Source organism: Burkholderia cepacia (genome assembly GCF_001718835.1).
GTDB lineage: Bacteria > Pseudomonadota > Gammaproteobacteria > Burkholderiales > Burkholderiaceae > Burkholderia > Burkholderia cepacia_F.
Genome location: NZ_CP013443.1, coordinates 647,156 through 668,968 on the forward strand (window position 1 = coordinate 647,156; position 21,813 = coordinate 668,968).

General features: G+C 67.4%; 19 protein-coding genes and 2 pseudogenes. 14 read left to right on the forward strand and 7 right to left on the reverse strand.

The genetic code is table 11. The annotated features are described in order from the left end of the window. Positions 1 to 138: 138 nt before the first annotated feature. From WT26_RS39015 to pyrF, 6 genes and pseudogenes are all read left to right on the forward strand, one after another. Positions 139 to 957: pseudogene (locus WT26_RS39015) on the forward strand (arabinose ABC transporter substrate-binding protein); the annotation flags it as partial. 201 nt (positions 958 to 1,158) lie between these two features. Then, entirely contained in the window at positions 1,159 to 2,670 is a 1,512-nt protein-coding gene (araG, locus tag WT26_RS39020; protein WP_069273700.1) for an L-arabinose ABC transporter ATP-binding protein AraG, read from the forward strand. A 70-nt stretch (positions 2,671 to 2,740) separates the two neighbouring features. Continuing rightward, positions 2,741 to 3,757, forward strand: a complete 1,017-nt coding sequence (gene araH, locus WT26_RS06340; RefSeq protein ID WP_059664266.1) for an L-arabinose ABC transporter permease AraH — start codon at positions 2,741 to 2,743, stop codon at positions 3,755 to 3,757. 19 nt (positions 3,758 to 3,776) lie between these two features. After that, a complete protein-coding gene (locus WT26_RS06345) occupies positions 3,777 to 4,556 on the forward strand; it encodes an SDR family NAD(P)-dependent oxidoreductase (protein WP_069273701.1) in 780 nt (259 codons plus the stop codon). 44 nt (positions 4,557 to 4,600) lie between these two features. Next, complete coding sequence (locus WT26_RS06350; RefSeq protein ID WP_069272398.1) at positions 4,601 to 5,674, forward strand: aldose 1-epimerase; 1,074 nt, start codon at positions 4,601 to 4,603, stop codon at positions 5,672 to 5,674. Positions 5,675 to 5,713: 39 nt separating this feature from the next. Next, a complete protein-coding gene (pyrF, locus tag WT26_RS06355; RefSeq protein WP_069272399.1) occupies positions 5,714 to 6,556 on the forward strand; it encodes an orotidine-5'-phosphate decarboxylase in 843 nt (280 codons plus the stop codon). Between the two features lie 86 nt (positions 6,557 to 6,642). Here pyrF and WT26_RS06360 read toward each other — a convergent pair whose 3' ends face one another. The 3 genes and pseudogenes from WT26_RS06360 to thiL all read right to left on the reverse strand — a co-directional run bounded on the left by WT26_RS06360 (position 6,643) and on the right by thiL (position 8,716). Further along, positions 6,643 to 7,143 (reverse strand): CinA family protein, encoded by a 501-nt coding sequence (locus WT26_RS06360; protein WP_059664273.1) that lies wholly within the window; start codon positions 7,141 to 7,143, stop codon positions 6,643 to 6,645. A 31-nt stretch (positions 7,144 to 7,174) separates the two neighbouring features. Then, complete coding sequence (locus WT26_RS06365; protein WP_059528735.1) at positions 7,175 to 7,726, reverse strand: phosphatidylglycerophosphatase A; 552 nt, start codon at positions 7,724 to 7,726, stop codon at positions 7,175 to 7,177. Further along, positions 7,716 to 8,716, reverse strand: a pseudogene (gene thiL, locus WT26_RS06370) (thiamine-phosphate kinase). The gene WT26_RS06365 and the pseudogene thiL overlap by 11 nt, the downstream one beginning before the upstream one ends. Before the next feature lie 176 nt (positions 8,717 to 8,892). Here thiL and WT26_RS06375 point away from each other — a divergent pair. The 4 genes from WT26_RS06375 to WT26_RS06390 all read left to right on the forward strand — a co-directional run bounded on the left by WT26_RS06375 (position 8,893) and on the right by WT26_RS06390 (position 13,515). Continuing rightward, positions 8,893 to 11,193: an NADP-dependent malic enzyme gene (locus tag WT26_RS06375; RefSeq protein WP_059528741.1), complete on the forward strand. Its 2,301-nt coding sequence runs from the start codon at positions 8,893 to 8,895 to the stop codon at positions 11,191 to 11,193. A gap of 376 nt (positions 11,194 to 11,569) precedes the next feature. After that, on the forward strand, positions 11,570 to 12,001 hold the full coding sequence (locus tag WT26_RS06380; protein ID WP_006476946.1) for a ribonuclease domain-containing protein: 432 nt from the start codon (positions 11,570 to 11,572) through the stop codon (positions 11,999 to 12,001). Between the two features lie 16 nt (positions 12,002 to 12,017). Next, positions 12,018 to 12,581: a barstar family protein gene (locus WT26_RS06385; protein WP_059528744.1), complete on the forward strand. Its 564-nt coding sequence runs from the start codon at positions 12,018 to 12,020 to the stop codon at positions 12,579 to 12,581. A 208-nt stretch (positions 12,582 to 12,789) separates the two neighbouring features. After that, on the forward strand, positions 12,790 to 13,515 hold the full coding sequence (locus WT26_RS06390; RefSeq protein WP_069269872.1) for a hypothetical protein: 726 nt from the start codon (positions 12,790 to 12,792) through the stop codon (positions 13,513 to 13,515). Between the two features lie 69 nt (positions 13,516 to 13,584). On the opposite strand, the gene WT26_RS06395 is transcribed toward WT26_RS06390, so the two are convergent. Genes WT26_RS06395 through speE form a run of 3 tightly spaced genes read right to left on the reverse strand, consistent with a single transcriptional unit; the run spans position 13,585 to position 15,663 of the window. Then, on the reverse strand, positions 13,585 to 14,352 hold the full coding sequence (locus WT26_RS06395; RefSeq protein WP_069272400.1) for a 16S rRNA (uracil(1498)-N(3))-methyltransferase: 768 nt from the start codon (positions 14,350 to 14,352) through the stop codon (positions 13,585 to 13,587). After that, positions 14,349 to 14,765, reverse strand: coding sequence for a VOC family protein (locus tag WT26_RS06400; protein WP_069272401.1), 417 nt, complete (start codon positions 14,763 to 14,765; stop codon positions 14,349 to 14,351). The genes WT26_RS06395 and WT26_RS06400 overlap by 4 nt, the downstream gene beginning before the upstream one ends. Before the next feature lie 40 nt (positions 14,766 to 14,805). After that, on the reverse strand, positions 14,806 to 15,663 hold the full coding sequence (gene speE / locus WT26_RS06405; protein WP_069272402.1) for a polyamine aminopropyltransferase: 858 nt from the start codon (positions 15,661 to 15,663) through the stop codon (positions 14,806 to 14,808). A gap of 269 nt (positions 15,664 to 15,932) precedes the next feature. Here speE and tkt point away from each other — a divergent pair, with 269 nt between their 5' ends. The 4 genes from tkt to WT26_RS06420 all read left to right on the forward strand — a co-directional run bounded on the left by tkt (position 15,933) and on the right by WT26_RS06420 (position 20,817). Continuing rightward, complete coding sequence (gene tkt, locus WT26_RS06410; protein ID WP_069272403.1) at positions 15,933 to 17,960, forward strand: transketolase; 2,028 nt, start codon at positions 15,933 to 15,935, stop codon at positions 17,958 to 17,960. Between the two features lie 93 nt (positions 17,961 to 18,053). Beyond that, on the forward strand, positions 18,054 to 19,064 hold the full coding sequence (gene gap, locus WT26_RS06415) for a type I glyceraldehyde-3-phosphate dehydrogenase (RefSeq protein WP_006485712.1): 1,011 nt from the start codon (positions 18,054 to 18,056) through the stop codon (positions 19,062 to 19,064). 212 nt (positions 19,065 to 19,276) lie between these two features. Next, positions 19,277 to 19,555 (forward strand): hypothetical protein, encoded by a 279-nt coding sequence (locus tag WT26_RS37140; protein WP_155123068.1) that lies wholly within the window; start codon positions 19,277 to 19,279, stop codon positions 19,553 to 19,555. 497 nt (positions 19,556 to 20,052) lie between these two features. Continuing rightward, a complete protein-coding gene (locus WT26_RS06420; protein WP_196774785.1) occupies positions 20,053 to 20,817 on the forward strand; it encodes a hypothetical protein in 765 nt (254 codons plus the stop codon). On the opposite strand, the gene WT26_RS06425 is transcribed toward WT26_RS06420, so the two are convergent. Then, positions 20,789 to 21,700, reverse strand: a complete 912-nt coding sequence (locus WT26_RS06425; protein ID WP_069272404.1) for a LysR substrate-binding domain-containing protein — start codon at positions 21,698 to 21,700, stop codon at positions 20,789 to 20,791. The two genes, WT26_RS06420 and WT26_RS06425, sit on opposite strands and share 29 nt — an antisense overlap. Positions 21,701 to 21,813 lie beyond the last annotated feature (113 nt).

Sequence of the window (21,813 nt, forward strand, 5' to 3'; positions counted from 1 at the left end):
AAAGACCGCACGTGCGACGGCCGCGCGCACGCTGCGTCGAAACCAACAAGCGGCTGCATCCTGTTCGATGAAGACAAGGAGACACTGGAGATGAAACGCAGAACGTTCGTAACGCTGGCCGCCGCGGCCGCGGTGGTGATGGGCAGCCCGGTCGCGCACGCGGCCGACCCGGTCAAGATCGGCTTCCTGGTGAAGCAGCCGGAAGAGCCGTGGTTCCAGGACGAATGGAAATTCGCCGAGATCGCCGCAAAGCAGAAGGGCTTCACGCTCGTGAAGATCGGCGCGCCGTCCGGTGAAAAGGTGATGAGCGCGATCGACAACCTGTCCGCGCAGAAGGCGCAGGGCTTCATCATCTGCACGCCCGACGTGAAGCTCGGGCCGGGCATCGTCGCGAAGGCGAAGTCGCACAACCTGAAGATGATGACGGTCGACGACCGCCTCGTCGACGGCGCGGGCAAGCCGATCGAGTCGGTGCCGCACATGGGGATCTCCGCGTACAACATCGGCAAGCAGGTCGGCGACGGCATCGCGGCCGAGATCAAGAAGCGCGGCTGGGACATGAAGGATGTCGGCGCGATCGACATCACTTACGAACAGCTGCCGACCGCGCACGACCGCACGAGCGGCGCGACCGACGCGCTGGTGGCCGCCGGCTTTCCGAAGGCGAACGTGATCGCGGCGCCGCAGGCGAAGACCGACACGGAGAACGCGTTCAACGCGGCGAACATCGCGCTCACGAAGAACCCGCAGTTCAAGCACTGGGTGGCGTACGGCCTGAACGACGAGGCCGTGCTCGGCGCGGTGCGCGCGGCCGAGGGGCGCGGCTTCAAGGCCGACAACATGATCGGCATCGGCATCGGCGGCTCCGATTCGGCGCTGAACGAGTTCAAGAAGCCGCAGCCGACGGGTTTCTACGGCACCGTGATCATCAGCCCGAAGCGCCACGGCGAGGAAACCTCGGACCTGATGTACACGTGGATCACGCAGGGCAAGGCACCGCCGGCGCTGACGCTGACGACGGGCATGCTCGCGACGCGCGACAACGTGTGTCGAAGGTGCGCGACGAGATGGGGCTCGCGTCGAAGTAAGCGGCCCGCCGGCTGCCGCGGCGATGCGGCGGCCGGCGGTCGATCGATTCTCCGGAAGTGGAGAGGCGACGTGTCAGCGGCACTGCGTTTTGACAATATCGGCAAGGTATTTCCCGGCGTGCGCGCACTCGACGGCATCTCGTTCGACGTGCATGCGGGCGAGGTGCATGGCCTGATGGGCGAGAACGGCGCGGGCAAGTCGACGCTGCTGAAGATTCTCGGCGGCGAATACCAGCCCGATGCGGGCAGCGTGCTGGTCGACGGCCAGCACGTGCAGTTCGCGAATGCGGCCGCGTCGATCGCGGCCGGCATCGCGGTGATTCACCAGGAGCTGCAGTACGTGCCCGACCTGACGGTCGCGGAGAACCTGCTGCTCGGCCGCCTGCCGAATGCGTTCGGCTGGGTGAGGAAGCGCGAGGCGAAGCGCTACGTGCGCGAGCGGCTCGCGGCGATGGGTGTCGACCTCGATCCCGACGCGAAGCTCGGGCGGCTGTCGATCGCGCAGCGGCAGATGGTCGAGATCTGCAAGGCGCTGATGCGCAACGCGCGCGTGATCGCGCTCGACGAACCGACGAGCTCGCTGTCGCACCGCGAGACCGAAGTGCTGTTCAAGCTCGTCGACGACCTGCGCGCGCAGGGCCGCGCGCTGATCTACATCTCGCACCGGATGGACGAGATCTACCGGCTCTGCAATGCGTGCACGATCTTCCGCGACGGGCGCAAGATCGCGTCGCACGAATCGCTCGCCGACGTGCCGCGCGAACGGCTCGTCGCCGAGATGGTCGGGCGGGAGATTTCGGACATCTACCATTACGCGCCGCGCACGCTCGGCGACCTGCGGTTCTCCGCCGAAGGCATCGACGGCCATGCGTTGCGCGAACCCGCGAGCTTCTCGGTGCGCGCGGGCGAGATCGTCGGCTTCTTCGGGCTGGTCGGCGCGGGCCGCAGCGAGCTGATGCGGCTCGTGTACGGCGCGGATCACCGGCGCGCGGGCGTGCTGACGCTCGACGGCGCGCGCATCGACGTGAAGCGCACCGGCGACGCGATCCGCCACGGCATCGTGCTGTGCCCCGAGGACCGCAAGGAAGAAGGGATCATCGCGATCGCGTCGGTCGCGGAGAACATCAACATCAGCTGCCGGCGCCATTCGCTGCGCGCGAGGCTGTTCATCAACCGCAAGGCCGAAAGCGAAACCGCCGACCGCTTCATCCAGCGGCTCAAGATCAAGACGCCGAACCGGCGCCAGAAGATCCGCTTCCTGTCGGGCGGCAACCAGCAGAAGGCGATCCTGTCGCGCTGGCTCGCGGAGCCCGACCTGAAGGTCGTGATTCTCGACGAGCCGACGCGCGGGATCGACGTCGGCGCGAAGCACGAGATCTACGACGTGATCTACCGGCTCGCGGAGCGCGGCTGCGCGATCGTGATGGTGTCGTCGGAGCTGCCGGAAGTGCTCGGCGTGTCCGACCGCATCGTCGTGATGCGCGAAGGCCGGATCGCGGGCGAGCTGCCGCGCGAACAGGCGAACGAGCACGCGGTGCTGAGCCTTGCGCTGCCGCAGACGAGCGCCGTCGAGGCGGCCTGACGCGGGACACGACAATCGAATCGGACATGCGCGGCACGGGCCGCGCGATGCAGGAGCAGGAGACACAATCATGCAAGTCAACGAAAACCTCGGCAGCGCCGCCGTGAAGCCCGCGGCCGACGCGCTGGTGCCGCAGCAGAGCGACCGCCAGAAGTGGTGGCAGCACCTGACCGAATACAGCCTGATCGCGATCTTCGCGGTGATGTTCATCACGATGTCGCTGACGGTCGACCACTTCTTCTCGATCGACAACATGCTCGGCCTCGCGCTGTCGATCTCGCAGATCGGCATGGTCGCGTGCACGATGATGTTCTGTCTCGCGTCGCGCGACTTCGACCTGTCGATCGGCTCGACCGTCGCGTTCTCGGGCGTGCTGTGCGCGATGGTGCTGAACGCGACCGACAACACGTTCGTCGCGATCGTCGCCGCGGTCGCGGCCGGCGCCGCGATCGGCTTCGTGAACGGCGCGGTGATCGCGTACCTGCGCATCAACGCGCTGATCACGACGCTCGCGACGATGGAGATCGTGCGCGGGCTCGGTTTCATCGTGTCGAAGGGGCAGGCGGTCGGCGTGTCGTCGGATACGTTCATCGCGCTCGGCGGACTCACGCTCTTCGGCGTGTCGCTGCCGATCTGGGTCACGCTGCTGTGCTTCATCGCGTTCGGCGTGCTGCTGAACCAGACGGTGTATGGCCGCAACACGCTCGCGATCGGCGGCAACCCCGAGGCGTCGCGTCTCGCGGGGATCAACGTCGAACGCACGCGCGTGTACATCTTCCTGATCCAGGGCGCGGTGACGGCGCTCGCGGGCGTGATCCTCGCGTCGCGCATCACGTCGGGCCAGCCGAACGCCGCGCAGGGCTTCGAGCTGAACGTGATCTCCGCGTGCGTGCTCGGCGGCGTGTCGCTGATGGGCGGCCGCGCGACGATCTCCGGCGTCGTGATCGGCGTGCTGATCATGGGCACGGTCGAGAACGTGATGAACCTGCTGAACATCGACGCGTTCTACCAGTACCTCGTGCGCGGCGCGATCCTGCTCGCGGCGGTGCTGCTCGACCAGCTGAAGAACCGCGGCGTCCGCGACTGAACCGATGGAGCTGACCGACATGCATAACGAAACGTCCGCGCGCTATGCGCGCTACCCGAGCCTCGCCGACCGCACCGTGCTGATCACCGGCGGCGCGACCGGCATCGGCGCGGCGTTCGTCGAACACTTCGCGGCGCAGGGCGCACGCGTCGCGTTCGTCGACCTCGACGCGGCCGCCGGTGCCGCGCTGGCGGACAGCCTCGCGCACGTGCGCCATGCGCCGCTGTTCATCCAGTGCGACCTGACCGACGTCGGCGCGCTGCGCCATGCGATCGACGCGATCCGCGCGCGCATCGGCGCGATCGCGGTGCTGGTGAACAACGCGGCGAACGACGCGCGCCACGCGATCGGCGACGTGACGCCCGAATCGTTCGACGCGGGCATCGCGGTGAACCTGCGTCACCAGTTCTTCGCCGCGCAGGCGGTGATCGACGACATGAAGCAGCAGGGCGGCGGCGCGATCATCAATCTCGGCTCGATCAGCTGGATGCTGAAGAACGGCGGTTATCCCGTCTACGCGATGGCGAAGGCGGCCGTGCAGGGGCTGACGCGCGGGCTCGCACGCGACCTCGGGCCGTTCGGCATCCGCGTGAATTCGCTGGTGCCGGGCTGGGTGATGACCGACAAGCAGCGCCGGCTGTGGCTCGACGACGCGGGCCGCGCGGCGATCAAGGCCGGCCAGTGCCTCGACGCCGAGCTGCTGCCCGCCGATCTCGCGCGCATGGCGCTGTTCCTCGCGGCCGACGACAGCCGGATGATCACCGCGCAGGACGTGATCGTCGACGGCGGCTGGGCCTGACCGTTCGCACGACCCGCATCGTTTCTTCGACGAAGGAGTTCATCATGACCGCCACGTCCTCGCGCGCATCGTCGTCCACCAGCCAGTCGCGCCGCGCGCGCCTGGCCGCCGCCGCGCAGCCGGTCAGCCCCGGCCCGCAGACGGCCGCCTTCGCGCAGGGCGTCGGCGCCGCGCATGCGGCGGCCGTCACGCTGTCGAACGCGGCGCTGCGGCTCGACGTGCTGCCGCATCTCGGCGGCGGCATCGCGCGCTTCGACTGGCGCGGCGACAACGGTGCGTTGCTGCCGGTGTTCCGCCGCTGCGAACACCCGGAGACGGCGACGGACCCGAACGAGCTTGCGTGCTATCCGCTGCTGCCTTACTCGAACCGCATCGGCGGTGCGCGTTTCGAATGCGACGGGCGCAGCGTCGCGGTGCCGCGCAACCGCCGCGACGAGCCGCTGCCGATCCATGGCGACGGCTGGCTCGCGCCATGGCAGGTGGACGACGCGGCCGCCACGTCGCTGCAGCTGTCGCTCGATCGCACGGCCGGGGTGCCGTATGCGTTCCGCGCGATCCAGTCGTTCGAGCTCGACGATACGACGCTGTCGATCGCGCTGACGATCGAGAATGCGGGGCGTGCGCGATTGCCGTTCGGGCTCGGCGTGCATCCGTTCCTGGTGCGCGACGACGTGACCGAGCTGGCCGCGGCCGCCGGCGGGCTGTGGCTGTCGGGCGCCGATTTCCTGCCGGTGCGGCACGTGAGCGTGCCGCCGGCCTGGCAGTTCGGCGTCGCGTATCCGCTGCCGGCCGCGCTCGTCAATCACGCATTCACCGGCTGGGGCGGCCACGCGACGGTGAGCTGGCCGCGCCGCGGACTGTCGCTGACGGTGGCGGCCGACGCCGACGCGTACGTGCTCTATACCCCGCCCGGCGAGGACTTCTTCTGCTTCGAGCCGGTCGATCATCCGATCAATGCGGTGAACCTGCCGGGCGGCGCGACCGCGCACGGGATGACGCTGCTCGCGCCCGGCGAGCGGCTCACGCGGCGTTTCGCGTTCACCGTCGAGCGCAGCGACGTGCGCGGCGATGCACGCGGTGATGCACCCGCGCGCGAAAGCCGCCGGCGACGCGGGTAAAATACGCGGTCTACCAACGGTTTGCCGCGAGTACCCGCCATGTCTTCCCCGCTTACTTTCATCGAATCGCTGCGCGCCGCGTGGCAGCGTACGAATTCGCTGCTGTGCGTCGGCCTCGATCCCGAGCCGTCGCGCTTTCCCGTGCAGTTCGACGGCCAGCCCGACGCGATCTTCGAATTCTGCCGGCAGATCGTCGACGCGACCGCGCAATACGCGAGCGCGTTCAAGCCGCAGATCGCCTATTTCGCCGCGCATCGCGCGGAAGACCAGCTCGAGCGCCTGATCGCGCACATCCACCTCCAGCATCCGGGCCTGCCCGTGATCCTCGACGCGAAGCGCGGCGACATCGGCAGCACGGCCGAGCAGTACGCGCGCGAAGCGTTCGAGCGCTATCGCGCGGACGCCGTCACGGTGAACCCGTACATGGGCTACGACTCGGTCGAGCCGTACTTCGAGCACGAAGGCAAGGGCGTGATCGTGCTGTGCCGCACGTCGAACCCGGGCGGTTCCGACCTGCAGTTTCTGGAAACGAACGGGGCCGGCCATCCGGGCCGGCCGCTGTACCAGGTCGTGGCCGATCTTGCGGCGAACAAGTGGAACGCGAAGAACGGCCAGCTCGGCCTCGTCGTCGGCGCGACGTTCCCGAAGGAAATCGAGATCGTGCGCGGGATCGTCGGCGACATGCCGCTGCTGATCCCCGGCATCGGTGCGCAGGGCGGCGACGTGCAGGCGACCGTCAACGCGGGCCGTACGGCCGACGGCACCGGCATGATGATCAACTCGTCGCGCGCGATCCTGTACGCGAGCAAGGGCGAGGATTTCGCCGAAGCCGCGGCGCTCGCCGCGCAGAAGACCCGCGACACGATCAACGCGCATCGTTGAGCGGGGCGGGCCGCCGATCGCGGCCCGTTTCTTGGGTCCATCTCATGCGACCCGTCTCGTGCGGCCCGCACCGGGCCGCCGGCGCGTCAGCCCTCGCGCTCGTCGAGCAGCTTCAGCAGCCCGCGCAGTGCATGCGCGGCCGCCTGGGTGCGGATCTGATCGCGGTCGCCCTTGAACACGAGCGTCTCGACGTCGGTATGCAGCCGGTTGCTCCAGCCGAACGACACGGTGCCGACCGGTTTCTTCTCGCTGCCGCCGGCCGGGCCCGCGATGCCGGTGACGGACAGCGCGACCTGCGCGCGGCTGTTGCGCAGCGCGCCTTCGGCCATCGCGCGCGCGACGGGCTCGCTGACGGCGCCGTGCTTGTCGATCAGGTCGGGCGGCACACCGATCATGTCGATCTTGGCCTGGTTCGAGTACGTGACGAAGCCGCGCTCGAACCACTGGCTGCTGCCGGAGATGTCGGTGATCGCGGCGGCGATCATGCCGCCGGTGCAGGATTCGGCGGTGGCGAGCGTCAGGTGCTCGTCACGCAGCTTGTTGCCTGCGCGGATCGCAAGCTGGTGGACGACGGAATCGGTTGGCATGCGCGTCGGGAAACGGGAGTCGGGAAATCGGTCAGCCGGCGACGGAGCGCCACAGGGCGATCACGAGCAGCGTCATGAACGCGGCGACCAGGTCGTCGACCATGATGCCGAGCCCGCCTTTCAGGCGGCGCTCGACATAGCGGATCGGCGGCGGCTTGAGCATGTCGAAGATGCGGAACGCGACGAACGCCCATAGCTGGCCGACGAAGGTCGCGGGCGTGACGAACAGCATCACGAGCCAGATCGCGACGATTTCGTCCCAGACGACGGCGCCCGGATCGGACGTGCCCATCTTTCTCGCGGTGAAACCGGTGAGCCACGTGCCCGCCGCGAAGCCGACCGCGATCAGCGCCCACCATTCGGGCACCGTCAGGTAGCGGTTGAGCACGACGAACGTGAGCCAGCCGAACAGCGAGCCGAACGTGCCGGGCATGAGCGGCGCGAGCCCGCTGCCGAAGCCGAGCGACACGAGGTGTGCGGGGTGCGACAGCATGAAGCGCGCGGTCGCGCGCCGCGGCGTGTGTCCGCCAGGTGCGGCGCCGGGCTCGGCCGCGGCGTGCGCGGGCGTCGGGTCAGTCTGCATGGAAGTGGTCGAAGCCGTGCAACGTGAGGGCGAGGGGCGCGCCGGCGGCGTCGCGCCACGCGATCGCGGGCCGTTCCGACGGCGCGGACAACGCGCGTATTGTACCGATTCGCGTGACCGGCACGCCGGCCGTCAGAGGCCGGCCGCTTCGACCGCCGCGCGGGCCGCCGCCGGCGCGGTGAAGCACAGTTCGTAGTCGTCGCCCCCGGCCAGCGTGCAGCGTCGCTGCACGTCGGGCGGCAGCGTCGCGAGCGCGGCCGAGCGCGGCACCGCATCGGCATCGATTTCGGCGCACACGTGCGAGCGGGCGAGGATGTGCTGCAAGTCGCCGGCGAGGCCGTCCGAGATGTCGAGCGCCGCGTGCGCGACGCCCGCGAGCGCGAGGCCGAGCGCGATGCGCGGCTCGGGGCGCTCGAGCGCACGCCGGAACGCAGCCGCTTCGTTCGCACCGGCCGCCCATTCGCCGCGCGCGACGCCGAGGCCGGCGCGCGCATCGCCGAGCGTGCCGGACACCCAGACGTCGTCGCCGTCGCGCGCGGCATCGCGCCGCAGCGCCGCGTCGGGCGCGACTTCGCCGAATACGGTCACGCACAGGTTCAGCGGGCCGCTCGTGGTGTCGCCGCCGATCAGCTCGCAGCCGTAGCGCTCGGCGAGCGCGAACAGCCCGTTGCTGAATGCTTCCAGCCACGCCGCGTCGGCGCGCGGCAACGCGCACGCGAGCGTGAAGGCACGCGGTTCGGCGCCCATCGCCGCGAGGTCGGACAGGTTGACCGCGAGCGTCTTGTGGCCGAGCGCGTCGGGTGCGACGTCGGGGAAGAAGTGGCGGCCTTCCACCAGCATGTCCGTCGAAATGGCCAGCAATTTTCCGGATCGAGGCGCGATCAACGCGCAATCGTCGCCGATGCCGAGCGTCGACGCACGTGCGCCCTGGGCGGCACGGCGCGTGAAGAAGCGTTCGATCAGCGAAAACTCGGAGAGGGCGGCTGGCACGGCGGATGGATCCGAAACGATTGCAGGAACGGTTGTACGAGGCGAACGGCGGCGCTTCCGCACCATCCGGTACATTTTTGTCGCGGCTGTTGCACCCGAATCGCCGGTCTGGCGGCCGATGATTGGCGCTACAATGCCCGTCGAACAGTTATTCTAATCCGCCCGTCACGAGACACATGTCCACCCAATCCTCCTCCAAAGCCAAGCTCCGCGAAGCCGCGCTCGACTATCACGAATTTCCGACCCCCGGGAAAATCGCGATCGCCCCGACCAAGCAGATGATCAACCAGCGCGACCTCGCGCTCGCTTACTCGCCGGGTGTGGCGTACGCGTGCGAGGAGATCGTCGAGAATCCGCTGAACGCCGCGCGCTTCACCGCGCGCAGCAACCTGGTCGGCGTCGTCACGAACGGCACGGCGGTGCTCGGTCTCGGCAACATCGGGCCGCTCGCGTCGAAGCCGGTGATGGAAGGCAAGGCGGTGCTGTTCAAGAAGTTCGCGGGCATCGACGTGTTCGACATCGAGCTGAACGAGTCGGATCCGCACAAGCTCGTCGACGTGATCGCCGCGCTGGAGCCCACCTTCGGCGGGATCAACCTGGAGGACATCAAGGCGCCTGACTGCTTCATCGTCGAGCGCGAAGCGCGCAAGCGGATGAAGATTCCGGTGTTCCACGACGACCAGCACGGCACCGCGATCGTCGTGGCCGCGGCCGTCACGAACGGGCTGAAGGTCGTCGGCAAGGACATCAAGAAGGTCAAGCTCGTCGCGTCCGGCGCGGGCGCGGCCGCGCTCGCGTGTCTCGACCTGCTGGTCGACATCGGCCTGCCGCTCGAGAACATCACGGTGACCGACCTGGCCGGCGTGGTCTACAAGGGCCGCACCGAGCTGATGGACCCGGACAAGGAGCGTTTCGCCCGCGAGACGGACGCCCGGACGCTGGCCGAAGTGATCGACGGCGCGGACATCTTCCTCGGCCTGTCGGCCGCGGGCGTGCTGAAGCAGGAGATGGTGAAGGGCATGGCCGAGCGCCCGCTGATTCTCGCGCTCGCGAACCCGACGCCGGAAATCCTGCCGGAAGCGGCGCTCGAAGTGCGCCCCGACGCGATCCTCGCGACCGGCCGCACCGACTACCCGAACCAGGTCAACAACGTCCTGTGCTTCCCGTTCATCTTCCGCGGCGCACTCGACGTCGGCGCGACGACGATCACGCGTGAAATGGAGATCGCGGCCGTCAACGCGATCGCCGAACTCGCGCAGCACGAGCAGAGCGACATCGTCGCGACCGCCTACGGCATCCAGGATCTGTCGTTCGGGCCCGAATACCTGATCCCGAAGCCGTTCGACCCGCGCCTGATCGTGAAGATCGCGCCGGCCGTCGCGCAGGCCGCGATGGACGGCGGCGTCGCGACGCGCCCGATCGAGGACATGGACGCCTACAAGCAGCACCTGCAGCAGTTCGTGTACCACAGCGGCACGACGATGAAGCCGATCTTCCAGATCGCGCGCGCCGCGCCGGAAGAGAAGAAGCGCGTTGTGTTCGCGGAAGGCGAAGAAGAGCGCGTGTTGCGCGCCGTTCAGATCATCGTCGACGAAAAACTCGCGAAGCCGATCCTGATCGGCCGCCCGTCGGTGATCGAGCACCGTATCCAGCGCTACGGCCTGCGCCTGACGCCGGGCACCGATTTCACGGTCGTCAACACCGAGCACGACGAGCGCTACCGCGACTTCTGGCAAACGTACTACAAGATGATGGCGCGCAAGGGCATCAGCGAGCAGCTCGCGCGCGTCGAGATGCGCCGCCGCACCACGCTGATCGGCTCGATGCTGGTGAAGAAGGGCGAAGCGGACGGGATGATCTGCGGCACGATCAGCACCACGCACCGCCACCTGCACTTCATCGACCAGGTGATCGGCAAGCGCCCGGGCTGCAGCGTATACGCGGCGATGAACGGCCTCGTGCTGCCGGGCCGCCAGATTTTCCTCGTCGACACGCACGTGAACGTCGATCCGACCCCGGAGGAGCTGGCCGAGATCACGATCATGGCCGCGGAGGAAGTGCGCCGCTTCGGCATCGAGCCGAAAGTCGCGCTGGTGTCGCACTCGAATTTCGGCACGAGCAACGCCCCTTCGGCGAAGAAGATGCGCGATACGCTCGCGATCCTGCAGGATCGTGCGCCGGAGCTGAAGGTCGACGGCGAGATGCACGGCGACGTCGCGCTCGACGCGGCGCTGCGCAAGGAAATCCTGCCGGAATCGACGCTGGAAGGCGAAGCGAACCTGCTGATCCTGCCGAACATCGACGCCGCGAACATCGCGTACAACCTGCTGAAGACGGCCGCGGGCAACAACATCGCGATCGGGCCGATCCTGCTGGGTGCCGCCCAGCCGGTGCACGTGCTGACCGAATCGGCGACCGTTCGTCGTATCGTCAACATGGCGGCGCTGCTGGTCGCCGACGTGAACGCCGCGCGCTGAGCCAAAACGAACGCGCCAGGCCGGTCGAACCGGCGTGGCGCGTCGGGCGAAATTGTAAACAAAAGCAAAAAGAGGCGTGCCCGCAATGGGCACGCCGCGGGCAGGGCGCAAACGCGCTTCCCTCAAGGCAACAGCAGCATCTCTCCACTCCTGGTAACGAGCGCGGCAAGGAGGCAGGTCTTGCCATACGAGAGATGCCGCCTTTATTTTATCCTGTGTAAGATAAATGTAGTGCAATTTCGGTAAAAAATGCGCAAATCCGGGTATCACGATGCTTTCGATTCCCAAACGGACATTGATTCGCGCGGCCAATAACGCTACGCTAACGCCTTTGTTGGTCGTCAACTACTTGATTTAACAGCGGGAACCCTGGTTCATGGCACGCAAGTGGCTCCGCAACGGCGCGCTCGCGTCCGTCTTCGCGATGTTCGCGATGGGTATCGTCGGCACGCCGACGGGCAGTCTGGTTTCCGCCGCTTACGCACGGGAGGCCGTTCCGGCCGACGTCGCGGCGAGCGGGCTCGATACGATTCCGACCGCCAGTCTTCCGCGCGAGGCCGTGACCACGCTGGGCCTGATCGGCGCTGGCGGCCCCTATCCGTACGAGAAAGACGGCGTCGTGTTTGGCAACCGCGAGCGGATCCTGCCAAAAGCGAAGCGCGGCTACTACCATGAGTACACGGTACCGACGCCGCGTGCCCGCAATCGCGGCGCGCGCCGGATCGTCTGTGGCGGGCCGTTGCGCCGGATCGACAACTGTTATTACACGGGCGACCACTACAACAGTTTTAAACGTATTGTTGAATGACTTCGGGACGAATGGCATGAGCGACTCCATCTACGCGCACGAAACGGCGGCGGCGGAACTGTTCGCGGCCGGCGACGGCAATCTGTTTCAGCGCGTGATCCAACTGCACGCGGCGGCGCAGGCCGGCGGCACGCCGGAGCAACAGGAAGCCGAGCCCGGGCTTTCATCGAACGAGGAGCCTATGAGCCTTTTCACGACCGTGCGACCCAATCTCGTGCAGTCGATCCGCGCGTTCCGCGTGCAGGATCTTGCCGACGAAGCCGGCCGGCTCGGCCAGCATTTCCTGTATGCGTATTGCGGCGCCGCGCAGTCGAAGCAGGAAGTGATGGAAACGATCGCGACGTCGTTCCTGTTCCCGAAGCATTTCGGGAAGAACTACGACGCGCTGTACGACTCCCTCACCGACCTCGTCGCGAAGGCCGGCGCGCAGCCCGGTTTCGTGATCGTCCTCGAGGGGCTGCCGATCGCGCAGAAATTCGACAAGGAAGGGCGCGAGACGCTGCTCGACGTGTTCCGCGAGGCGGCCGAATTCTGGGCCGAGCGCAAGGTTGCGTTCCGCGTGTTCTACTCGTTCGCGTAAAAGTCCGGCGCTCGTCCCGGTTGCATAAGAAAGCCCGCCTTCGTGCGGGCTTTTTTGCGCCTGCGGCGCGAGCCCGTCGACGCTTTCATCGCGCGCTATTTTCCGGGACAATCGGCCGCCGTCCGGCGCGTCGGCGGCTTTCGGTGACGCAGCTGACTTCGCGTGCCGGACCGACAATTCGATCAATCCGAGAGAGGGCTATATTCCCATGACCGATTTCCGTCTCGCGCGGCGTGCCGCCGTGCGCGCGCTCGTCCTGTCGGTGCTCGCCGTCGCTGGCGTCGCCAATGCCGCACCGGTTTCGCCGACCCGCACCACCGAACTGTTCCTTGGCCTGTTCGTGAACGGCGACCTGTCGAAGGGCCGGGAATACAACGATGCGATGCGCGACTATCTGCACGGCAAGAACGCGCTCGATCTCGATGCGTACGAGAAGACGAGGACCGACCTGCGCAGGCAGTTGGCAGACCGGCTCGTGAATGCGCTGCCGCCCAACGTGCGCGCGCGCCAGGAAAAGCCGGCCCGCGACATGATGGCCGCGTTTGCTTCGACGATGAGCCGGTCTCGGTGCAGGGTGACGGGCGAGACGCGTGCGCCGAACCCCGGCCGCGACGGGCAGTCGATCGCGACCGTGACCTATGCGTGCGACGTGGCGAATGTCGGGCCCGGCGTGAAGCAGGTGGAGGCCGCGGTGCAGCCGGCGCCGGGCAAGTCGGAACAACAGCGCAGGGCGGCATTCGACACGATGTTTGCCGACATGGCCCGAGCGATGAACGACGCGCCGGTCGATTTGCCGATGACCGGCTCGATCGAACTGTTCGGCAGCGACGATACGGCGTGGACGAGCCCGTATGCGGGCGACATGTACCAGGCCGTGGCCGACTCGATTTTCAAGTCGGTCAGGATGCCGCGGATGGAGCGCGGCGACGAATGACGGGGCCGGCGAGGGCGCTGCCGGCGGCGGCCTGGCGACGTCCGCCGTTGCCGTCACGGCCGGCGTCGGTCACCACCCGCCCCAGCGTGCCGCAAGCGCGGCGAGCACGGCCGCGCCGGCGGTCTCGGTACGCAGCACGCGGGGCCCGAGCGACAGCGCGGTGAACCCGCGTGCGCGGGCCGCGTTTTCCTCGTCGGGCGACAGCCCGCCTTCCGGCCCGATCAGCAGCGTGACGGTTGCCGCAGGCGGCGCGCCGGGCAGCGACGCGAACGGGATGCTCGCGCGCGGCGACAGCAGCAGCCGCAGCTCGCCGTCGGCCGGTGCGGCCGGCAGCGTATCGAGCCACGCGTTGAAGCCGGCGACCTGCGCGACGTCGGGCACGCGGTTGCGCCCGCATTGCTCGCACGACGCGCGCACGACGCCGCGCCAGTGCGCGACGCGCTTGTCCGCGCGCTCGCCGGCGAGCTTCACGACGCCGCGCGCCGTCGACAGCGGCACGACCGCCGCGACGCCGAGCTCGACGGCCTTCTCGATCACCCAGTCCATCTTGTCGCCGCCGGCGATGCCTTGCGCGAGCGTCACGCGATAGGGCGGCTCGGCCTCGGCCGGTTCGAACGTGTCGATCTGCGCGAGCGCGCTGCGCTTGTCGATCTCGACGAGCCGCGCGCGGTACTCGCCGCCCGTGCCGTCGAACAGCGCGAGCGCGTCGCCGGGCTGCAGGCGCAGCACCTGAGCGTGGCGTGCGACATCGGCCGGCAGCGCGAGCGTGGCGTCGGCGCGCAGTGCCGCGTCGACGAAAAAGCGCGGCACGGCCGCGGTGGTGGTGGCTTCGTTCATGATTCGAGACGGCGCCCGAGCGCCCATCGGTAGCCGTCGAGATCCTCGATCTGCGCGAACCGGTCGCCCCAGAACTGGTCCTGCGGCGGGCTCAGCGACTTCGCGCCCGCGTCGAGCGCGCGCTGCCAGGTGGCGTCGACGTCGTCGACATACAGATAGAACGACTGCGGCGCGGTGGCGTTCGCGCTCTTCGGCGTGAGCGCGGTCGAGCCGAACGCGCCCTCGGGCGCGAACATCACGATCAGCTGGCCGCGATAGGCCATCTCGACGTGCATGATCGCGCCGTCCTCGTCGTGCACGTCGCGCAGCTCGAAGCCGAATGCGGCCTTGAAGAAATCGATGGCCGCGCGCGCGTTGCGTACGGCCAGGTAGGGTGTCAACCAAGGCACGTTGGCCGGACGTGGATCGGTCATGAAAATCTCCTGGATGGGGAAAGCGGAACGGCGCGACAGCTCAGCGGCGGACGCCCAGTGTATCGCGCAGCGCGCGCGGCAGGGCAAAGAGGGACGCATGCAGCCGCGCGTCGTAGTAGCGCAGCCCTTCGACGCCGCGGCTCGCGAGGCGTTCCTCGACGTCGTGCGCGAACAGCGCGGCCGCGTCGAGCGTGTCGCTCGCGATCGCCATCAGCCACTGCGAGCCGTACAGCGGCACGTGCGCGGACAACGGATCGACGACCGCGAAGCTTGCGCGCAGGTCGTCGAGCAGCGCGGCGATGCGCGCCGCGTGGAACACCGGCGAGCCGAGGTGCATCGAGATCGCGCCGCACGGCGTGAGGATCCGCTTGAGCCGCGCGTAGAACGCGCGCGTATAGAGGCCGGCCGCCGGCGAATCGGGCGGCGTGAGGTCGAACACGACGAGATCGAAATGCTCGACGGTCGACGTGACGAAATGCGCGGCGTCGCCGATCACGACCTCGACGCGCGGGTCGTCGAGCGCGCCCTGGTGCACGTCGTCGAGATAACGACGCGCCATGCCGACCACTTCGTCGTCGAGCTCCGCGACGACGATCCGCTCGATGCATGCGTGCTTGAGCAACTGGCGCGCCGCGCCGCCGTCGCCGCCGCCGAGCACGAGCGCCTTCCTCGGGCACGGATGCGCGAGCGCGGCCGGGTGCGTCATGCACTCGTGGTACACGTATTCGTCGCCGACGGACGTCATCGGCCGGCCGTCGAGCGTGAACAGGCGGCCGAGCTGCGGGGTGTCCCAGACTTCGATCTGCTGGTGCGGCGACGCGACGTGCGCGAGCCGCCGCGCGTTCGGGAAGCCGTACGCGGCGTCGGGCGTGGGATGAAAGAGAAGGGTCGTGCTCACGGGCGGGCCGCCAGGCCGCCAGGGCGGGGAGTTCCGACGTCTGAATTATAGGAGGCGGGCGGTTTGACGGAAAACCGTGCCGGAACACTACGCGCCGACAAGGGAAATGTCAGGCCATCTGTTAAAATGACGAGCTTTGCAGCCTCGTCCGTAGGCTCCGTCCGCTTCGCGTCCGTCAGGCGCCGCACCGCGCGCCGGGAACGATCGACGCCCGAGCTTCCGGATGCCGCCGTGCCCCCCGTTTCCTCGACTCGTTCTCCGGACTCGACATGACGACTTCGTCTCCCGCCTCCACCACCCTGATGGCCAACGCGATCCGCGCGCTCGCGATGGACGCCGTCCAGCAAGCGAACTCCGGCCACCCCGGCATGCCGATGGGCATGGCCGAAATCGGCGTCGCGCTCTGGTCGCGCCACCTGAAGCACAACCCGACGAACCCGCACTGGGCGGATCGCGACCGTTTCGTGCTGTCGAACGGCCATGGCTCGATGCTGCTGTACTCGCTGCTGCACCTGACCGGCTACGACCTGCCGATCGAAGAGCTGAAGAACTTCCGCCAGCTGCACTCGAAGACGCCGGGCCACCCGGAATACGGCATCACGCCGGGCGTCGAGACGACCACCGGCCCGCTCGGCCAGGGTCTCGCGAACGCGGTCGGCATGGCGCTCGGCGAGGCGCTGATGGCCGACGAATTCAACCGTGACGGCGCGACGATCGTCGATCACCACACGTACGTGTTCCTCGGCGACGGCTGCCTGATGGAAGGCATCTCGCACGAAGCCTGCTCGCTCGCGGGCACGCTGAAGCTGAACAAGCTGATCGCGCTGTACGACGACAACGGCATCTCGATCGACGGCGACGTCGTGAACTGGTTCCACGACGACACCCCGAAGCGCTTCGAGGCGTACGGCTGGAACGTGATCCCGAACGTGAACGGCCATGACGTCGACGCGGTCGACGCGGCCATCGCGAAGGCGAAGCTGTCGGACAAGCCGACGCTGATCTGCTGCAAGACGGTGATCGGCCAGGGCGCGGCGACCAAGGCCGGCGGCCACGACGTGCACGGTGCGGCGCTCGGCGCGGAAGAAATCGCGAAGACGCGCGAAGCGCTCGGCTGGAAGTGGGAGCCGTTCGTGATCCCGCAGGAAGTCTACGCGGCATGGGATGCGAAGGAGGCGGGCAAGCGCGCCGAAACCGAGTGGGATGCGACGTTCGCCGCCTATCGCGCGAAGTTCCCGGCGGAAGCCGCCGAATTCGAGCGCCGGATGGCCAACAAGCTGCCGGCCGACTGGGCGCAGAAGGCCGCGGCGATCATCGCCGGCGCGAACGAGCGCGCCGAGACGGTCGCGACCCGCAAGGCGTCGCAGCAGGCGATCGAAGGGCTGGCTGCCGCGCTGCCGGAGCTGCTCGGCGGCTCGGCCGACCTGACCGGCTCGAACCTGACCAACTGGAAGGCATCGAAGGCCGTCCGCGCGAATCCGGAAGGCCCGGGCGTCGTGCTGGGCAACCACATCAACTACGGCGTGCGCGAATTCGGCATGAGCGCCGCGATCAACGGCCTCGCGCTGCACGGCGGCCACAAGCCGTTCGGCGGCACGTTCCTGACGTTCTCCGACTACAGCCGCAACGCGCTGCGCGTGGCCGCGCTGATGAAGGTGCCGTCGATCTTCGTGTTCACGCACGATTCGATCGGCCTCGGCGAAGACGGCCCGACGCACCAGTCGATCGAGCACGTGTCGAGCCTGCGCCTGATCCCGAACCACGACGTGTGGCGTCCGGCCGACACGGTCGAGACGGCCGTCGCGTGGACCCGCGCGGTCGCCGCCGACCGTCCGTCGAGCCTGATCTTCAGCCGCCAGAACCTGGCATTCAACCCGCGTACCGATGCGCAGATCGCGAACATCGAGAAGGGCGGCTACGTGCTGAAGGACTGGGACGAGGAGATCGTCGCGCGCAAGGTCATCCTGATCGCGACGGGCTCGGAAGTCGAACTCGCGATGAAGGCCGTCGAGCCGCTCGCGCAGCAGGGCATCGCGGCACGCGTCGTGTCGATGCCGTCGACCAACGTGTTCGACCGCCAGGATGCCGAATACCGTGAGCGCGTGCTGCCGCACGGCGTGCGCCGCGTCGCGATCGAAGCGGGCGTGACCGCGTTCTGGCACAAGTACGTCGGCCTCGAAGGCGGCGTCGTCGGGATCGACACGTTCGGCGAATCGGCACCGGCCGGCGTACTGTTCAAGTACTTCGGCTTCACCGTCGAGCACGTCGTCGAGACCGCCAAGGCCGTGCTGGCCTAAAGACATACGACATACGCGACGCGCGCCCCCCTCGCGCGCGTCGCACGTGAAGCTGCACGAAACGAATTTTTTCAGCCATCAGGAGATAGACCCATGACGATTCGCGTCGCAATCAACGGCTACGGCCGTATCGGCCGCAACACGCTGCGCGCGTTCTATGAAAACGGCAAGAAGCACGATCTCGAGATCGTCGCGATCAACGACCTGGGCGATGCGAAGACCAACGCGCACCTGACCCAGTACGACACCGCGCACGGCAAGTTCCCGGGCGAAGTGTCGGTCGACGGCGATTACCTCGTCGTGAACGGCGACAAGATCCGCGTGCTGGCCAACCGCAACCCGGCAGAACTGCCGTGGGGCGAGCTGGGTGTCGACGTCGTGATGGAATGCACGGGCTTCTTCACGACGAAGGAAAAGGCGAGCGCGCACCTGAAGGGCGGCGCGAAGAAGGTCATCATCTCGGCACCGGGCGGCAAGGACGTCGACGCGACGATCGTCTACGGCGTGAACCACGACGTGCTGAAGGCCGAGCACACCGTCATCTCGAACGCATCGTGCACGACGAACTGCCTCGCGCCGCTCGTCAAGCCGCTGAACGACAAGATCGGCCTCGAAACCGGCCTGATGACGACGATCCACGCTTACACCAACGACCAGGTGCTGACGGACGTCTATCACGAAGACCTGCGCCGCGCGCGTTCGGCCACCCACAGCCAGATCCCGACGAAGACGGGCGCGGCTTCGGCCGTCGGCCTCGTGCTGCCGGAACTGAACGGCAAGCTCGACGGTTACGCGATCCGCGTCCCGACGATCAACGTGTCGATCGTCGACCTGTCGTTCATCGCGAAGCGCGACACGACGGTCGAGGAAGTCAACGCGATCATGAAGGAAGCATCGGAAGGCGCGCTGAAGGGCATCCTCGGCTACAACGACGCACCGCTGGTGTCGATCGACTTCAACCACAACCCGGCTTCGTCGACGTTCGACGCAACGCTGACCAAGGTGTCGGGCCGCCTCGTGAAGGTGTCGAGCTGGTACGACAACGAGTGGGGTTTCTCGAACCGCATGCTGGATACGGCTGTCGCATTCGCGAACGCGAAGTAATCCCGCACGTCGCGCGGCCGCCGCAAGGCGGCCGGCGTCGATCGCGATCGGGCCCGGTTCGGCTTCATGCCGGCCGGGCTTTTTTGTTGTCTTTTGCGAATTGCCGGAACAGGCAACATCGATTCTGGGGAACAGGCTGGTGCCATGAGCGTAGCCGCAGACCATACGCTTTATGGCCCCCGACGCGCCTGCCGACGACTTCGAACTGACCGGTGTGCATCGGCGCGCGCCAAAAAAAGAATGTGGTCTCGCTCACGCCCGGCAAGGAGACGAAATTCAGCTTCCCCGATGGCGGCGAGAGAACGGCGACCGTCTGGCGAGCGAAAGTCGACGACCATCCTGCCGGACCAGAACGCCATCACGAAGGGGCTGGATGCCGCGCCGCCAAATCCGCCAACATGTACTGGTCCAGCAAAGGCACGCCTTGTGAGCAGGAAGGACGAAAACGCTACCCCGCCCGTTATGAATATTTCGACAAGATCGCCAAGTAACTTCTGCCGAGCGTCAGCGGCTGTCATCGTGTCCACGTTGCTGGCGGGCGGTTGTGCGTCAGGTGCATTGGGAGCAAGCAGCACGTCAAAACCATTTCCGCCGGGCGCGCAGGATCCGCACGCGCCTCATCCCGGTTCGATCTCCGTGAAGTACGCATGGAACGGTTCGACGGAGATCTGGAAGGCCGCCGAATTGCCGGAGTCGTTCGTATTTCGCTGCAGCGATGCGAACGGGCATTCCGTCGCGCGGGGTCACGCTGCGTGGTGTATTCCTGTCGTCGAAATCGAGACCGTTTCGGTCGATCAGGCTGGCTGGCCAGCCGAGCCGACGGTGGCCCATTCGATCTCGAGCTCGCTCTACGGCCCCGGTCATATCTTCCTCGAGCAGGTGACGTCGGGACCCTCGAGCACGAAACGACTCCGATCGAATGATGCATGTCCGCGGAAATCTCCATGACCGAGATCCCTCCGTCTACACGGTTCAACCGAACGACACGTTGAGCGCGATCGCCGTTTGCGCAAGGCATATTGTCTGGTCCGAGCTACAAGGAAAACGACTACGACGGCAAGATGAAGGCCAATTTCGACGTATTCGAAAAGGCGGATGCCGACAAGAAAAAGGGAAAGTGATGAAGCGATTCTTGTTGGGATGGGCGGCGGCCGCGGCTCTGATGGCGGTGGGATGCGCAGGCGCCGACGAATTGCGCGCGGGCGTCTACGAATTGCGCAGCGTGCCGGGCACGCAGCTTGACTATCGGAAGGTGTACGTCGCGGTCGACAAGGGGGCGGTGACCGGCTATTTCGACAACCCGTTCACGGCGCCGGCCGTGAACAATCCGGATCGGGATCCGACGTGCCGTTTCCTGCTGAAGGGGGAAGCGGAGAAGGGCGGCGCGGTCGGTCTCGCCACGTATTTCGCGGGTGAACGGGGCGGGCGGATAAGCGTTTCGCCAGGCGATCGCGGCGTATGGAACGTGCGAGTCGACGGAGATCTGCCCAATTGCGAAGTGCCGACTATCGAAAGCGGGGATTTCCTGACGTTCAAGGCGAGCCGAAACTGGATCGGCTTCGCGACGGTTGCCAGTAAGCGGGCGCCGCTCTATATGGCTGCGCAGGATTCTGCACGCAGCAAGGCCTATGTCGTGAACGGTGACGTCGCCGCCGTGCTCGTGAGGCAAGGCGACTGGGTTCAGATCGATTACTTTGCGCGCGGCAGCGATGTGGTCCGCTGGATCAAGCGGAGCGACCTGCGCGACGATTGACCGGCGCAAGTGCAACTTGCTCGACCGCATCGACGAAAGCCCGCTTGACCGGGCTGTCGAGGTCGGTCCACGCGAGGCCGATACCGGTGCGGTGCCCGGCCAGGTCGAGCGGCCGCGCGAGCACGTTCGGCGGCAGCGCGCTGGCCGCCTCCGCCGGCATCAGCCCGATGCCCATCCCCGCCGCGACGAGCGCGAGCATCGTCGTGAATTCCCCGAACTCCTGGGCGATCTCGAGCGTCGTGCCCGCGCGGCTCAGCGCGAGCAGCATGTCGTCGTGAAAGCCCGGCGCGTAGCGGCGCGCGAGCACGAACGCGGGCTGGCCGCGCAGCGCGGCCGACGGGATCGCGTCGTGCGCGGCGAGTGGATGGTCGAGCGGCAGCGCGACGACGAAGCCTTCCTCGAGCACCACGCGCGTGTCGATGCCCGCATACGCGGCCGGCAGCCGGATCATCCCGAAATCGATCCGCCGGTCGCGCAGTGCGGCAACCTGGTCGGGCGTCGGCATGTCCTTCAGTTCGAGCGTGATCAGCGGATAGCGCTCGCGCATCGTGCGCAGCACGGCCGGCAGCAGCGCGGGCAGCACCGACGACACGAACGCGATCCGCAGCGTGCCGATCTCGCCGCGGCTCGACAGCCGCGCCATCTGTTCCGCGCGCGCGGCCTGCTGCAGCGTGGCGCGTGCTTCGGGCAGGAACACGCGCCCGGTGTCGCTCAGTTCGACCTTGTGCCGGTCGCGCTCGAACAGGCGTGCGCCGAGTTCTTCCTCGAGCGCCTTGATCTGCATGCTCAGCGCGGGCTGCACGATGAACAGGCGCTGCGCGGCGCGCCCGAAATGCAGTTCTTCCGCGAGCGTGACGAAGGCGCGCAATTGCTTGAGTTCCATGGGCGGCGGGCAGGCGTGGGCGGTAATCAGATTTCATGATAACCGGATCAAAAAAGACCATTGGCGCGAGGCCCGGCCGGCGGCCGAAGATACCGTCAACGCGAGACCGGCCG